Source organism: Herbidospora solisilvae, assembly GCF_009901565.1.
GTDB classification, from domain to species: Bacteria; Actinomycetota; Actinomycetes; order Streptosporangiales; family Streptosporangiaceae; genus Herbidospora; species Herbidospora solisilvae.
Window position 1 is genome coordinate 1,332,598 of record NZ_WXEW01000001.1, and the last position, 15,690, is coordinate 1,348,287.

The 15,690-nt window shown below is 70.7% G+C and carries 11 protein-coding genes; 5 read left to right on the forward strand and 6 right to left on the reverse strand.

Annotation, left to right across the window (positions count from 1 at the left end):
* Positions 1-22 precede the first annotated feature (22 nt).
* Positions 23-778 (reverse strand): SDR family oxidoreductase, encoded by a 756-nt coding sequence (locus GT755_RS05680; protein ID WP_161478584.1) that lies wholly within the window; start codon positions 776-778, stop codon positions 23-25.
* A gap of 102 nt (positions 779-880) precedes the next feature.
* Here GT755_RS05680 and GT755_RS05685 point away from each other — a divergent pair, with 102 nt between their 5' ends.
* Positions 881-1,723 (forward strand): helix-turn-helix transcriptional regulator, encoded by an 843-nt coding sequence (locus GT755_RS05685; protein ID WP_161478585.1) that lies wholly within the window; start codon positions 881-883, stop codon positions 1,721-1,723.
* On the opposite strand, the gene GT755_RS40955 is transcribed toward GT755_RS05685, so the two are convergent.
* Complete coding sequence (locus GT755_RS40955) at positions 1,724-2,587, reverse strand: SEC-C metal-binding domain-containing protein (protein ID WP_328794183.1); 864 nt, start codon at positions 2,585-2,587, stop codon at positions 1,724-1,726. It abuts the gene before it with no gap.
* 135 nt (positions 2,588-2,722) lie between these two features.
* Here GT755_RS40955 and GT755_RS05695 point away from each other — a divergent pair, with 135 nt between their 5' ends.
* Complete coding sequence (locus GT755_RS05695; RefSeq protein ID WP_161478586.1) at positions 2,723-4,117, forward strand: amidase; 1,395 nt, start codon at positions 2,723-2,725, stop codon at positions 4,115-4,117.
* On the opposite strand, the gene GT755_RS05700 is transcribed toward GT755_RS05695, so the two are convergent.
* A complete protein-coding gene (locus GT755_RS05700) occupies positions 4,068-4,571 on the reverse strand; it encodes a hypothetical protein (RefSeq protein ID WP_161478587.1) in 504 nt (167 codons plus the stop codon). The genes GT755_RS05695 and GT755_RS05700 overlap by 50 nt on opposite strands.
* Positions 4,572-4,624: 53 nt before the next feature.
* Between GT755_RS05700 and murA the strand changes: the two genes are divergently transcribed.
* Entirely contained in the window at positions 4,625-5,932 is a 1,308-nt protein-coding gene (gene murA, locus GT755_RS05705) for a UDP-N-acetylglucosamine 1-carboxyvinyltransferase (protein ID WP_062432110.1), read from the forward strand.
* A 58-nt stretch (positions 5,933-5,990) separates the two neighbouring features.
* Here murA and GT755_RS05710 read toward each other — a convergent pair whose 3' ends face one another.
* Together GT755_RS05710 and dnaE are read right to left on the reverse strand one after the other, a co-directional pair.
* Complete coding sequence (locus GT755_RS05710; RefSeq protein ID WP_161478588.1) at positions 5,991-8,240, reverse strand: transglycosylase domain-containing protein; 2,250 nt, start codon at positions 8,238-8,240, stop codon at positions 5,991-5,993.
* An 85-nt stretch (positions 8,241-8,325) separates the two neighbouring features.
* Positions 8,326-11,847 (reverse strand): DNA polymerase III subunit alpha, encoded by a 3,522-nt coding sequence (dnaE, locus tag GT755_RS05715; protein WP_161478589.1) that lies wholly within the window; start codon positions 11,845-11,847, stop codon positions 8,326-8,328.
* Between the two features lie 95 nt (positions 11,848-11,942).
* Between dnaE and GT755_RS05720 the strand changes: the two genes are divergently transcribed.
* A complete protein-coding gene (locus GT755_RS05720; protein ID WP_328794184.1) occupies positions 11,943-13,337 on the forward strand; it encodes an amino acid permease in 1,395 nt (464 codons plus the stop codon).
* Here GT755_RS05720 and GT755_RS40960 read toward each other — a convergent pair.
* Positions 13,279-14,049: a chorismate mutase gene (locus tag GT755_RS40960; protein WP_161478590.1), complete on the reverse strand. Its 771-nt coding sequence runs from the start codon at positions 14,047-14,049 to the stop codon at positions 13,279-13,281. The two genes, GT755_RS05720 and GT755_RS40960, sit on opposite strands and share 59 nt — an antisense overlap.
* An 85-nt stretch (positions 14,050-14,134) precedes the next feature.
* On the opposite strand from GT755_RS40960, the gene GT755_RS05730 reads away from it, so the two are divergent.
* Positions 14,135-15,690: serine/threonine-protein kinase (locus GT755_RS05730; RefSeq protein WP_161478591.1), on the forward strand; the 1,556-nt coding region annotated here is incomplete at its 3' end.

The following is a 15,690-nucleotide window of genomic DNA, read 5'->3' on the forward strand; positions in this document are numbered from 1 at the left end:
AGATGAGTGACTGAAACTTCAATTATTTGTTCGCGTGCGGGTCTGTGGCGTTGAGCACAGTCACGACGTGGTCGTAGTCGCCCCGCCGCTCGGCCTCACGCAGGAACTTCACCCGCTCGACCAGGATCTCCTCGGCGTCGGGCCGCGTCTCCAGCAGGGTCATGACCTCGGCCACGAAGTCGTCGAGGGGCAGCGCCCGCTCGTTGTCCCGCTGGCCGGGCATCAGGTCGGTCTGGACCGACGGCGGCACCAGCTCGACGACCCTGACCTTCGTGTACTGCAGGCGGATCGACTCGCTGAGCATGTGAATGGCGGCCTTGGAGGCGTTGTAGCTCGGGGTGGCCTTCAGCGGGGTGAAGGCCAGGCCCGAGGAGACGGTGACGATCGTCGGGTCGGGCTGCTTCTGCAGGTGCTCGATGAACGCGGCGATCAGCCTGATAGGTCCCAGGACGTTGGTCGTGACGACCGTCTCGGCCGTGGCCAGGAAGTCGTCGGGCCGGGTCCAGTCCTCGGCGCGCATGATCCCGGCCATGGTGACCAGCACGTTGAGGTCGGGATGACGCCGCAGCACCTCGTCGGCGGCCTGCCGGATGCTGTTGGCGTCGGCGGTGTCGACGCGGACCGTGCCGAAGCCCTCGGCCTTCAGCTCGTCGAGGATCCCGGTCCGGCGCCCGCCGACGACGACGGTGTTGCCCCTGTCGCGCAGGGCCCTGGCCAGAGCGAGCCCGATGCCGCTGGTGGCGCCGGGGATGAAGATCGTGTTTCCGGTGATGTCCATGTCCCCGACCCTTCCCCCTCCGCCGGGAGAGGTGCAGAGACCAGTTGTCGGGGGATCGGCGGTCCCTGGTTACCGGTCCCGGGGCGTGCGTAGGTTGGGGACGTGGACCGCTCAGCCCTCTCCGACTTCCTCCGCCGTCACCGGGAGGCGTTGCGCCCCGAAGACGTGGGCCTGCCCGAAGGCGCCCGGCGGCGCGCGCCCGGCCTGCGGCGCGAGGAGGTGGCCGCCCTCGCGCTGATGTCGACCGACTACTACACGCGGCTCGAACAGCGCCGCGGGCCGCAGCCCAGCGAGCAGATGCTCACCGCGCTGGCCCGCGCGCTCCGGCTGACCGGCGACGAACGCGCCTACCTGTTCCGCGTGGCCGGCCGGAACGCCCCCGAGACCTTCACCGGCTCGGGCCACGTGGCCCCGGCCCTGCTGCGGGTGCTCGACCGCCTCGACGACACCCCCGCGCTGATCCTGTCGAACCTGGGCGAGACCCTGGTCGCCAACCGGATGGCCCAGGCCCTGCTCGGCGACCGGTCGGGCTACACGGGCCTGGCCCGCAGCGAGATCTACCGCTGGTTCACCGACCCGGAGAACGAACGCCGCCTCTACCCCGAGGACGACCGTCCCCGCCAGAGCCGGGCCATGGTGGCGAGCCTGCGGGCGGCGTACGGGACGATGGGCCCGAAGTCGCGCGCGGGCGAACTGGTCACGGCCCTCCAGAAGGCCAGCCCGGAGTTCACCGAGATCTGGGACCGCCACGAGGTGGCCCGCCGGTTCGAGGACCACAAGGTCCTCATCCACCCGCAGCTCGGCCCGATCGAACTCGACTGCCAGGTCCTCTTCACCGAGGACCAGTCGCAGACGCTGCTGGTGCTGACCGCTCCCCCGCGCAGCGAGGGCGACGAGAAGCTGAAGCTGCTCGCGGTCGTGGGCCACGAGCGGTTCCCGGTCTAGTCAGACGGGCGAGCCGCAGCACTTCTTGTACTTGCGGTCCGAACCGCACCAGCACGAGTCGTTGCGTCCCGGGGGCCAGGCGACGTCGCCGTCCGGGTCGGTCCGCGCGACCAGGGTCAGGCGCTCCTCCTCGGAGACGGGGGCGTCGTCCGGAAGACGGACGACCGCGACCCTGGTCTCCAGGTCGGCCTTCCGGAAGCGCGCCTCCAGCGCCCGCAGGTCGTCGCCGGGCACGTAGGGCAGCCGCACGGTCGGCTTCTTCTCGATCACCGGCTGGGTCGGCTTCGGCGCGGCCGGTTCGGCGGTGACGTGGGCCTCGACGCGGTCGGACAGCGGGCCGGGGCCGCCGAAGCGGCGGCGCAGCAGGTCGAGGTAGCGGACCGTCGCGGGCGGGCGGCCCAGGTCGAGCGCGAGCCGCAGTCCCTCGTCGAGGAGGTCGGCGGCGAAGCCGGGGTCGAACGGCCCGGCGATCATCGCGGCCGCCGGGTAGAACTCCTCGTCGCGTTCGTCCTCGGGCAGCCGGGCGAGCTCGGCCCGCCGCGTGCGCAGCAGCCGCAGCGCCGTCGCCGAGTCGCCGAGCTGGCCGTGCAGCTCGGCCATCGGGGTGCGCAATGGGCCGGTCAGCTCGGGTTCCACGCCGATCAGGTCGTGGAGGAGGTCGAGGGTGTCCTGCTCCCACCCGTCGAGGGTGTAGTCGTCGATGAGCTCCACCACGTAGGCCGGGATGCGCCGGTCGCCCCGGGCCCTCGGGTCCATGAGGGCGTCGGCGAGCAGTTCCCAGGCGGCCTTCTCCTCACCCCGGTCGTAGGCGCGTTCGAGCGCGGCGTCGAGGTCGAGTGGGCCGAAGAGATGGTCCGGAAGCACCAGGGCACCCTACCGAGGGTGTAGCCGAGGTTCACCTTCCCGGAGGACGAAACGGGCATACCTCCGGGCGTACCGTCGGATCACACGGTCGGCGGCGGCGCGGGGGCCCGCCACCGCTCGGATAAGGTGACGCCGGTGACGGAACTGCACTATCTCACCGCGTCGGAGACCTCGGCCCTGCTGCGTGCACGGGAGATCGGCGCGGCCGAGGTCACCCAAGCTCATCTCGACCGCATCGAGGCGGTCAACCCGCAGGTCAACGCGATCGTGACGGTCACCGCCGAGCAGGCCCTCGACCGGGCCCGGGAGCTCGACCGGGGTGAGTGGCAGGGGCCGCTGCACGGACTGCCGGTCGCCCACAAGGACCTGGTGTCGACCAAGGGCGTCCGGACCACGTTCGGGTCGGCGCTCTTCGCCGACCACGTCCCGACCGTCGACGACCTCATCGTCCGCCGGGTGCGCGACGCGGGCGGGGTGATGATCGGGAAGACCAACACGCCCGAGTTCGGCACCGGCTCCCACACCGTCAACGAGGTCTTCGGGGCCACCCGCAACCCCTACGACCTGACCAGGTCGGCGGGCGGGTCGAGCGGCGGCGCGGCGGCGGCGCTCGCGGCCGGGATGACCCCGCTGGCCGACGGCTCCGACATGGGCGGCTCGCTGCGCAACCCGGCGTCGTTCTGCAACGTCGTGGGGCTGCGGCCGACACCCGGGCGGGTGCCGTCGAAGTCGACGACCGCCGCGTGGTTCACCCTGGGGGTGTCGGGGCCGATGGCGCGGACCGTACAGGACCTGGCGCTCTTCCTGACCGCCATCGCGGGCCCCGACCCGAGTTCGCCACTGTCGATCAGGGAGGACGCGTCGATCTTCGGCGGCTCCCTGGAGACCGACGTCAGCCGGTTGCGCATCGCCTTCTCCCCCAGCCTCGGCGGCCTCCCGGTCGACGCCGAGACGGCCGGGGTGACCGCGCGGGCGGCCGAGGTCTTCCGCGACCTGGGCGCGACCGTCGAGCACGCCGACCTGAACCTGGCGGGCGCCGACGAGGCCTTCCGCACCTACCGCGCCTGGTGGTACGCCGCCACCTACGGCGACTTGGAGGGCGTCGGCGAGAACGTGCGCTGGAACGTCGAAAGGGGCCGCGAGGTCACCGCAGAGGACCTGGCGACGGCGGAGAAGCTGCGCACCCGCCTCTGGCACCGCGTGAACGGCTTCTTCGGCACCTGGGACTACCTGATCGCCCCGGTCAGCCAGGTCCCGCCGTTCCCGGTCGAAGATCCCTATGTACGTTTCGTCGACGGCCTCCAGATGCCCGACTACCTGGCCTGGATGCGCTCCTGCTACCTGATCAGCGTGCTCGGCGTGCCGGCCCTGTCGGTGCCCTGCGGGTTCACCGACAACGGCCTGCCGGTGGGCGTGCAGATCATCGGCCGCCCCTGGGACGACCTCGGCGTCCTGCGGGTCGGCCACGCCTTCGAGCGGGTCACAGGGGCGGGATCGACCCGTCCGCCGCTTTCCGCTCCCGGTAGGTGACCGCGAACTCCCGCGCCCAGAACACCCCGGCCGCCAGCACCGCCCAGAACACCAGCACGCCCTTGGCCGTCAGGCCCAGCAGGTCCCGGGTCGCGAACTCCCCCGCCGACGTCGCGGCCCGGACGACCTCGCCCCCCATCGACGACCCGACGAGGAACGCGACGGCCGACCCGGCCAGCCCGCCGGCGCCCAGCCCCAGGACGATCGGCAACCCGTCGTCGCCCGCCCGCCGGTAGGCGACCAGCCCCGCGACGAGCCCGAGGGTCGCCGTGATCAGCGCGAAGTAGCCGTCGGCCGCGATGAGCGCCTGGGTGTTCGGATCGGCCACCCGCCAGACGCCCTCGTAGAGGACGTATCGGGTGCGGGGCGCGAGGAACGACCACAGGAATCCCGCGGGCACCCCCAGCACCGCGAGGAGCAGGACCGTCCCACCGAAGTACTTCACAGGCCGCACCGTCCCGATGGTACCTACCTAGACCAGGCCGGCCGCGCCGTTAGCATTGGCGGGTGAACGAACAAGCGTGGCTCATCGAACCCTCCGGTCCGCTGCGGGGGGACGTCGAGGTCCGAGGGTCAAAGAACGCCGTGTCCAAGCACATGGTCGCGGCCATGCTCGGCGACGGCCCGAGCACCCTGCACAACGCCCCCGAGGTCGGCGAAGTCCACCTGACCGCCGCCATGCTGGAGGCCCTGGGCATCCACGTCGAGATCGGCGACGGCGAGATCACCCTCGAACGCGGCAGCGTCATCGAGCCGAGGGTCCCGGAGAAGTACACCGGCCTCAACCGCATCCCCATCCTGATGCTCGGCCCGCTCCTCCACCTGGCCGGCGAGGCGTTCGTGCCGATGGTCGGCGGCGACCCCATCGGCCGCCGCCCGGTCAACTTCCACCTCGAGGCGCTGCGCTCGATGGGCGCCGAGATCATCGAGGACGAGAGCGGCATCACCGCCAAGGCCTCCCGCCTCCACGGCACCCGCATCACCCTCCCCTACCCGAGCGTCGGCGCGACCGAGACCATCCTGATGACGGCCGTCCTGGCCGAGGGCAAGACGGTCATCAAGGGCGCCGCCATGGAGCCCGAGGTCGTCGAGCTCGCGCTCTACCTCCAGCGCATGGGCGCGATGATCGAGTTGTCCCCCGACCGCCGCATCGTCATCGAGGGCGTCGAGAAACTCCACGGCGCCTCGACCTGGCTGGCCGGCGACCGCATCGAGGCCTTCTCCTACCTCGTCGCGGGCCTGGTCACGGGCGGCGAGGTGCGCGTCCACGGCTGCCCGCAGGACCGCCTGGTCACCGCGATCACGACCCTGGCCCGCATGGGCGCCCGGTTCGACATAACAGACGACTGGCTGACCGCCTCGGCCCCCGACGGCCTGCGCGCCGCCGCCGTGCAGACCGACACCCACCCCGGGTTCATGACCGACTGGCAGACGCCGCTCATGGTCCTGTTCACCCGCGCCGAGGGCATGTCGGTGCTCCACGAGACGGTCTTCGAGAACCGCCTCGTGTACGTCCCGGCGCTGCAGAAGATGGGCTGCGAGATCGAGGTCTTCTCCCAGTGCCTCGGCGGCCCGGCCTGCCGCTACCACGACACCAACGCCAAGCACTCGGCGGTCGTGCGCGGCGTCTCCAAGCTCCGCGGCGCCGACGTGACCCTGCCCGACATCCGCGCGGGCTTCTCGGCGGTCCTGGCGGCGGCCGTGGCCGAGGGCACCTCCACCCTGCGCGGCGTGAACCACATCGAGCGCGGCTACCACCGCCCGTTCGACCAGTTCACCTCACTCGGCCTGAAGATCCGCCGGGCCGACGTCTGACCCACCCCGACGGCCGTGACCCTGGCGGGTCACGGCCGTTCGCCTGCCGGCGCGGTGATCAGTCGCGGCGGCGGCGGCCCTCGCCGTCGGCGCGCGCGTTGCCTCGGTAGTAGTCGTCGCGGGGGTCGCCCCGGTAGTAGTCGTCCTCCGGGTACAGGTTGCCGTTCTCGTCCTCGTACCAGTACTCGTATTCGACATCGCCGCGGCGGCCGCGTTCGGCCTCCATCGCCTCGCGCAGGCCCGGGGTGAAGCCGCCGCCGAAGCGGCCCATGTCCGGGGGCGTGAACTCGGTCGCCGGGGTGTCGCGCAGGGCGCCCTGCATCGAGTCGACCCAGATCGGGCCCGGGAGCGAGGCGCCCTGGACCGAGCCGTAGGTCTGGTCGCCGATCCGGACCCCGTTCAGGGGGTATTTGTACGACCCCCGGATGTCTCCCACGCTCACGGCGGCGGCCAGGTTCGGGGTGTACCCGGCGAACCACGCCGACGTGTAGTTGTTGTTGGTGCCGGTCTTCCCGGCGGCGGGGCGGCCGATCGACTGGCCCTTCATCGTGCCCTGGGTGAAGACGCCCGACAACACGTCGTTCACCGCGTCGGCGACCGCCGGGTCGATGGTCGCGGAGCAGGCCGGGGGGATCTCCACCCGGCGCCCGTCGCGTTCGACGATCTCGGTGATGGCGATCGGCTTGCAGTACTTGCCGCGCGCCCCGAACGTGGCCACGGCCGCCGCCACCGTCAGGGGGTCCATCTCGTTGACGCCGAGGGTGAAGGTCGGGACCTCCGACAGTTTCCCGCCGTCGGCGCGCTGGATGCCGAGCGCCTTGGCGGTCCGGATGACGTCGCAGAGGCCGACCTCGCGCTCCAGCATCATGAAGAAGATGTTGGACGACTTCCACGTGCCGAGCTCCAGGCTGTAGGGGCCGCCCTTGCCCTCGCCGGACGCGTTGTAGATCTTGGCGCTGGGATCGTTGACCGGTTTGCCGGCGCAGTCGGTGAAGCCCTCCGACGGGACGAACACGCCGGGCGTGTCGAAGCCCTGGCCGAACTTCCATCCCTTGGCCAGCGCGGTCGCCAGCGTGAAGATCTTGAACGTCGAGCCGGCCTGGAAGCCCATCCCGCCCCCGTGGGCGGTGTCGGCGGCCAGGTTGAAGGTGGTGTTGGGGCCGATGACCTTGCCGCCGGGGTTGCTGCCGTAGCGCTTGCTGGCCGCCAGCGCCCTGATGGCGCCCGTTCCGGGCTCGACCATCGCCTCGGCCGCCACCTCGGTGTCCTCGGCCGCGACGCGCGCCTCGATGGCCTTGTCCGCCGCTTTCTGGGCGACCGGGTCGAGCGTGGTCTTCAGGGTGAGGCCGCCCCGCTGGAGCCGGCGTTCGCGGTCGGCGCGGGAGTGGCCGAAGGCGGGGTTGGCGAGGATCTCGTGCTGGACGTACACGCAGAAGTAGGGGTACTCCGATTCGGCGCAGCCGCCGGGTTCGGCGCGCATGTTGAGCCCGAGGGCCTGCGACTTGGCGGCGGCGGCCTCGGCGGGGGTGATCTCGCCGAGTTCGGCCATGCGGTCGAGTACCAGGTCGCGCCGCTGCTGGAGTTTCTCGCGCTGCGCCTCGCCGCGCGCGGGGTCGGTCGAGTAGGGCGTGCGGACCGCCCCCGCCAGGGCCGCCGCCTGGCCCAGGGTGAGGTCCTTCGCCGACACCCCGAAGAACCGGCGGGCCGCCGCCTGGACGCCGAAGGCGCCCGCGCCGAAGTAGGCGATGTTCAGGTAGCGCTCCAGGATCTGGTCCTTGGAGTACTTCTCCTCCAGCGCCAGCGCGTAGCGCATCTCGGTGAACTTGCGGCGGATGCTGCGGACCTGCGCGGAGTCGCGTTCCTTCTCCGACTCGGCCCGGTTGACCAGGATGTTCTTCACGAGCTGCTGGGTCAGCGACGACCCGCCCTGGCGGATGCCGCCGGCCTGGGTGTTGGCGATCAGCGCCCGGATGGTGCCGCGCACGTCGAGGCCGGCGTGCTCGTAGAAGCGGGCGTCCTCGATCGCTACGATCGCCTCGCGCATCGGCTTGGAGACCTGGTCGATCGTGACCGACTGCCGGTTCTGGGAGTAGAACTGGGCGAACTGGCGGCCGTTCCGGTCGACCAGCCGGGTCACCTCGGGCAGCGGGTCTTCGCGGGGCGGCGGCGGGAGCTTGGTGATGGTCCCGGCCGCCGTGTTGCTCGCCACCCCGGCCCCGGCGACGATCGGCGCGACCAGCGCCGCCGCCAGGACCCCGCCGAGTGCGCCGCAGACCGCCAGCCCACCGGCCGTCGTGACCCGTGCCATGCCGCTCCCCCCGAAACAGCTCGACAACCAGGGGGAACCAGCGTCAACCTAACGTCAACCTAACACAGCGTAACGCCAGGTAACGCTACGCCCCCAGGCAGGCCGGTCCGAGGAGCTGTTTCAGGTCGCCCATCAGGGCCGGGCTCGGGGTGACCCGAAGGCGGTCGTCGAGGCGCATCACGGTCGTACGCGGCCCGTTGTGGACCTGGAGGTGCACCTCGGTCGTGCCGGGATGGGTGGTCAGCACCTCCTTGAGGCGGCCGACCACCGGCGGGGTGACCCGGGTCATCGCCAGGCTGACCACCAGCGGGCCGCCCGACTCGACCGTCAGGTCGGGCTGGGTGACCTCCATCGCGATGATCTTGGCGACGTCCTCGCGCTTGTCGATGCGGCCCTTGACGAAGACGATCGCGTCTTCGGCCAGGATCGTGGCGCAGAGCTGGTAGGCCGAGGGGAAGATCATCACCTCGATCGAGCCGCCGAGGTCTTCGAGCTGGGTGAGGACCCAGGTGTCGCCCTTCTTGGTGACCTTGCGCTGCACGCCGCTGAGGATGCCGCCGACCGTGACGATCTGGCCGTCGGGCCGGGAGTCGTCCTGGAGGGCGGTGATCGAGCAGTCGGCGCCGCTCGACAGGATGTGCTCGACGCCGAGGAGCGGGTGGTCGGAGACGTACAGGCCGAGCATCTCGCGCTCGAACTGCAGGAGGGTGTTCTTGTCCCATTCGCCCTCGGGGATGGTCACCTCGAAGGTCTGGTCCTCCCCGCCGTCGACCGCGCCGAACAGCGAGTCCTGCCCGATGGCCTCGTTCTTCTTGATGTCGATGATCGCGTCGACGGCCTGCTCGTGGATCATCACCAGGCCCTTGCGGACGTGGCCCATCGAGTCGTACGCCCCCGCCTTGATCAGCGACTCGATGACCCGCTTGTTGCAGACCTGGGCCGGGACCTTGCGCAGGAAGTCCTTGAAGTCGGTGAAGCGGCCCTTCTCCTTGCGGGCGGCGATGATGCCGTCGACGACGTTGCCGCCGACGTTGCGGATGGCCGACAGGCCGAACCGGATGTCGGCGCCGCGCGGGGTGAAGTCGAAGTCGGAGTCGCTGACGTCGGGCGGCAGCACCTTGATGCCCATGTGGCGGCACTCGTTGAGGTAGAGGGCCGACTTGTCCTTGTCGTCCTTCACGCTCGTGAGCAGGGCGGCCATGTATTCGGCGCGGTAGTTGGCCTTCAGGTAGGCCGTCCAGTAGGAGACCAGGCCGTATCCCGCGGTGTGGGCCTTGTTGAAGGCGTAGTCGGAGAACGGCAGCAGGATGTCCCACAGGGCCTTGATGGCCTCTTTGGAGAAGCCGTTGTCCTTCATGCCCTTCTCGAAGAACTCGTACTGCTTGTCGAGTTCCGACTTCTTCTTCTTGCCCATCGCACGGCGGAGCAGGTCGGCGCCGCCGAGCGAGTAGCCCGCGACGCGCTGGGCGATGGCCATGACCTGCTCCTGGTAGACGATCAGGCCGTAGGTCGTGGACAGGATGTCCTTCAGGGGCTCCTCGAGCTCCTTGTGGATCGGGGTGATCTCCTGCTGGCCGTTCTTGCGCAGCGCGTAGTTGGTGTGGGAGTTGGCGCCCATCGGGCCGGGGCGGTAGAGCGCGAGGGCGGCGGAGATGTCCTCGAAGTTGTCGGGGCGCATCAGCCGCAGGAGGGTGCGCATGCCGCCGCCGTCGAGCTGGAAGATGCCGAGGGTGTCGCCGCGGGCCAGCAGCTCGTAGGTCTTGGCGTCGTCGAGCGGCAGGTCGAGCAGCTCGATCTTGTTGCCGGTGTTGAGCTCGACCATCTTCAGGCAGTCGTCGATGATCGTCAGGTTGCGCAGGCCGAGGAAGTCCATCTTCAGCAGGCCGAGCGTCTCGCAGGTCGGGTAGTCGAACTGCGTGATGATCGCGCCGTCGGAGTCGCGGCGCATGATCGGGATGTAGTCGGTCAGCACCTCCGACGACATGATGACGCCGGCGGCGTGCACGCCGGTCTGCCGGATCAGGCCCTCAAGGCCGCGCCCGAGGTCGATGGTCGACTTGACGTCGACGTCTTCTTCGTAGAGTTTGCGCAGCTCACCGGCTTCGTTGTAGCGCGGGTGGTCGCTGTCGAAGATGCCGGAGAGCGGGATGTCCTTGCCCATCACGGCGGGCGGGAACGCCTTGGAGACCTTGTCGCCGAGCGCGTAGGGGTAGCCCAGGACACGGCCGGCGTCCTTCACGGCCGCTTTCGCCTTGATCGTGCCGAAGGTGGCGATCATGGCGACCTTGTCGGAGCCCCACTTCTCGGTGACGTACCTGATGACGTCGGCGCGCCGGCGCTCGTCGAAGTCGATGTCGACGTCGGGCATGGAGACGCGCTCGGGGTTGAGGAACCGCTCGAAGTAGAGGCCGAACGGGATCGGGTCGAGGTCGGTGATGCCCAGCGAGTAGGCGACGAGCGAGCCCGCCGCCGAGCCACGGCCGGGGCCGACCCGGATGCCGTTGTTCTTGGCCCACATGATGAAGTCGGCGACCACGAGGAAGTAACTCGGGAAGCCCATCTGGACGATGACGCGCAGCTCGTTCTCGACCCACTCGCGGTGCTCGTCGTCGACGCCGCCGGGGAAGCGGCGGTGCATGCCCTTCCAGACCTCCTGGCGGAAGAACTCCTCCTCGGTCATCCCGTCGGGGATGGGGTAGGTCGGCATCAGGTTCTTGTGCTGGAAGAACCCGGTGGGGTCGACCTTCTCGGCGACCAGGAGGGTGTTGCGGCACCCCTCCTGCCACAGGTCGGAGGAGTCGACGGCACGCATCTCGTCGGCGGTCTTGATGTAGTAGCCGCTGCCGTCGAACCGGAACCGGCCCGGGTCGGAGAGCTGCTTGCCGGTCTGGATGCACAGGAGCGCGTCGTGGGACTGGGCGTCGGACTCGTAGGTGTAGTGGGAGTCGTTGGTGACCAGCGGCGGGATGCCGAGCTCCTTGGAGATGCGGGTCAGCCCGTCGCGGACGCGGCGCTCGATGTCGAGCCCGTGGTCCATGATCTCCAGGAAGTAGTTGTCCTTGCCGAAGATGTCCTGAAATTTCGCCGCCGCCTTGACGGCCTCGTCGTACTGGCCCAGGCGGAGCCGGGTCTGCACCTCGCCCGACGGGCAGCCGGTGGTGGCCATCAGGCCCTCGGAGTGCTCGGCCAGGATCTCGGCGTCCATGCGGGCCCATTTGCGGTGGAAACCCTCGGTGTAGGCGCGCGAGGACAACTTCATCAGGTTGTGGAGGCCGGCGCGGTTGCGGGCCCAGATCGTCATGTGGGTGTAGAAACCACCCGCCGAGACGTCGTCGCTCTTCTGGTGGGGCTCGCCCCACAGGACCGGCTTCTTGTTGAAGCGGGTGTCGGGGGCGACGTAGGCCTCGATGCCGATGATCGGCTTGACGCCGGCCCCGGTCGCCTGCTTGTAGAAGTCGAAGGCGCCGTGCATGTTGCCGTGGTCGGTGATCGCGATGGCGGGCATGCCCTGCTCGCCCACCAGTTTGAACATCTGCTTCAGCCGGGCCGCACCGTCGAGCATCGAGTACTCGGTGTGGACGTGCAGATGCACAAACGAATCGCCCATGAGACCCCCATCTTCCGACCGATGGAGGTAGAGCCTACGCGTGATCACCTCCCCGCACGAATACGGTCGCGGAAGAGATCTTCCGGGGGGAAAAGGTGGAGAAGACCAATCTCGACGAGGGGTACTCGCACGCCCTCGGCAAACGCCAGGTCCAGATGATCGCCATCGGCGGCGCCATCGGCGTGGGCCTGTTCCTCGGCTCCGGAGGCCGCTTCGCCGCCGCCGGACCGGCCCTGGTGATCTCGTACGCGATCGCCGGGATCGCCGCCTTCTTCGTCATGCGGGCCCTCGGCGAGCTGGTCAGCTACCGGCCCACCTCCGGCTCCTTCGTCTCCTACGCCACCGAGTTCGTCGGCCCCTGGGCCGGGTTCGCCAGCGGCTGGATGTACTGGGTCAACTGGGCCGCCACGGGCATCGCGGAGCTGACGGCCATCGCGATCTACGTGCACCTGTGGGCGCCCGACTTCCCGCGCTGGCTCACCGCGCTGATCGCGCTGGGGGTGGTGCTGATCGTGAACCTGGCGTCGGTCAAGGCCTTCGGCGAGATGGAGTTCTGGTTCGCGCTGCTCAAGGTGGTCGCGATCGTGACGTTCCTGATCGTCGGGCTCTACCTGGTGATCTTCTCGATCGAGGGCGCCTCGCCTGCGAACCTGGTCTCCCACGGCGGGTTCTTCCCGCTGGGGTTCGGGCCCGTATTCATGAGCCTCCAGTCGGTGGTCTTCGCGTACGCCGCCATCGAGCTCGTCGGCATCGCGGCCGGCGAGACCAAGGACCCCGACAAGGTGCTGCCGAAGGCCGTCAACAGCGTCATCTGGCGCATCGCGATCTTCTACGTCGGGTCGGTGCTGCTGCTCGGCATGGTGCTGCCGTGGACGTCGTACGGCCCCGGCGAGTCCCCCTTCGTGACGGTGTTCACGCAGCTCGGGGTGCCCTGGGCGGGCGACGTGATGAACCTGATCGTGATCACGGCGGCGTTGTCGTCGTGCAACTCCGGGCTCTACTCCACCGGGCGGATCCTGCGCTCGATGGGGCAGCGGGGCGAGGCCCCCCGGTTCACCCGGTCGCTGAGCTCCCGGCACGTGCCGGTGGGCGGCATCCTCATGACGGCCTCGGTCTACGTGGTGGGGGTGGCGGTGTACTCGTACATCCCCGAAAGGGCCTTCACCATCGCGGTGGCGATCTCCTCCCTCGGGACGGTCACCACGTGGGGCACCCTGATCTACTGCCAGATCAAGCTGCGCCAGGCCTGGATGCGCGGCGAGCTGCCCCGGCCCGCGTTCCGGATGCCGGGCTCGCCCTACACGAACTGGCTGACGCTGGCCTTCCTGGGGCTGGTGGTGGTGCTGATGCCGTTCGCCGACGAGGACCAGCGGCTGGCGTTCTACCTGATCCCGGTGCTGGCGGGCGGGATCTGGGGCGGCTGGCGGCTGGTCAGCGCGAAGCGGGCGCCGGCCACTCACGTTCAGCAGCGTGTAGTCCCGCCTCAATGACGGCCGCCATGATCGGCCGCAGGCCCGGTTCGCCCAGGCGCGGCGCGCGCTGCGCCATCGCGGCGACCACCCTGCGCTCCCGTTCGGGGTCGCGCCCGGCGAAGCCGCCGACGGGCTTGAGCCGCTGGATCGCCCCGGCCAGCTCGGCACGGCGCTCCAGGATGACGGCGAGGGCGGCGTCGGTCCGGTCGATCGCCGCGCGGGCCTGAGGCAGGTCCTCCGGCGCCTCGGGACGCACCACGGCGCCGATCAGCCGGGCGTCCTCCACGGCGGCGTCGACGACCTCGGGCGGCGCGCCGGGATGGAGCAGGAGCCCGTCGGCGCCCGCCGCGACGGCGGCCCCGGCGAGCGCGGCGTCCTTCCCCAGGTCGACGATCACCGGCCGCCCCGACTCCGCGCGGGCGGCCTTCACCAGCGCCAGGTCGGGCACCGCCTCGCAGAGCACGACCGAGGCGTTCCCCTCGGCCTCGCAGCGGTCGGCGGCGGTCAGCCACTCCATCAGCGACGCCTCGCGTGGTCGTCTGATGATCACCGGCAGGGCGAGCCGGGCGGCGGCCCGGACGAGCGTCAGGTCGTCGACGACGACCGCGACGGCGGGACCGGCGAGGGCGTCGAGTTCCACCGAAGGCGACAACTCGACGAGCAGCGGACCCCCGAGGACCGCGACCGGCCGCCCTTCTCCGATGGTCAGATCCGCGATCCGTACGGACATGTCGTGAGATTACCAGGGCAGTACTGCTCGCGTTTGATCCCTTTGCCATCCATGGGACGATTCATGGGTTCTGGAAGGGGTGGGGATGACGAACGCGGAAGGCCGACTCGTCGGGGGCCGGTACCACTTGATAGAACCCATCGGCCGGGGCGGCATGGGCATCGTGTGGCGGGCCCATGACGAGCTGCTCGACCGCGCCGTGGCGGTGAAGGAGGTCCGGTACGACAGCGCGATGGGCGACGAGCTGCCCGAGCTGAACCGCCGGACCATGCGTGAGGCGCGCGCCGCCGGGCGGCTGACCCATCCGAATGTGGTCGTCGTCCACGACGTGATCGAGGAGGACGGGCGGCCCTGGATCATCATGCAGCTCGTCGAGTCGCGGTCGCTGGGACAGGTGATCCGGCAGGACGGGCCGCTGACGCCCAAGCGGGCCACCGAGATCGGGCTGCAGATCCTCGACGCGCTCCGGGCCGCCCACGCGCAGGGCGTGTTACACCGTGACGTGAAGCCCGAGAACGTGCTGCTCGCCGACGACGGACGCGTGGTGCTGACCGACTTCGGCATCGCGCGGGTCGAGACCGACTCGACGATGACCCGCACCGGCCTGGTCGGCACCCCCGCCTTCATCGCGCCCGAGCGGTTGCGCGGCGGCCCGGCCCAGCGCGAGTCCGACCTGTGGTCGCTCGGCGCCACCCTCTACGCCGCCGTCGAGGGCCGCCCGCCCCACGACAAGGGCATGGCCATGGCGACCATGCACGCCGTGCTGACCGAGCCGCCCGACCCCGCCAAGAACGCCGGACCGCTGCGTCCCGTCCTCGACCGCCTCCTGGAGAAGGACCCGGCGACCCGCCCCGGCTACGACGAGACCGCCCGCCTGCTGCGCCGCGCGGCGACCGAGCAGGCCGCGCCCCGTCCCGTCGACGCCTCCGGCTGGCCGTCGCCGCCCTCCCCGCAGCGTTCCGGCCGGGCCAACGGCGTGCCCAAACCGTCGGCGGTGCCCCCGGAGGCCTTCGAGGCCACCGACCCCGACCTCCCGACGACCCCGACCAAACACCCCAAGAAATCCCCTTCCGCACGCCCTGACGACGCCCCGGCCGAATCCCCCGCCGAGAAGCCGTCCCCGTCGACCGGCGCCGAACCGGCGGGGCCGCAGACCGGCGACGCGATCCCGGCCCAGCGGCCGGCCGAACCGGCGAAACCCGCGGCGAAACCGGCCAGGAAGCCGGTGAGACCGGCGACGGGCGCGAAGGCGGCCGGCAAGCCCGCCGACCCAGCCGAGAACTCCCCCGACGACTCCGCCGCGGGCAAGGCCGCCGCGGCCGCCTCCAGCCGGGACGCGGCCAAGGCCTCGCCCGGCACGCCGGCCAAGAAGCCCGCCGGAAGCGGAGCCACCGGTCCCGGCGCGGGCAAGAAGGCCGACTCCGCCCCCGCCGCCGGCACGACCGACGGCGACGTCAGGCCCGAGCCCGTGCGCGAGTTCGCGCAGGAGGACGGCGCGGAGTCCCGCAAGGAACCGCCCGCCGAACCCAGGCCCGCCCCCAAGCCCGGCAACCGCAGGCCGCCCAGCGCCCCCTACGGCGGCGCCGGGGTGCGTCCGGGCGCGGGCCGTCCCGCCGAGGCCGCCCGGCCGGGTGAGCCCGC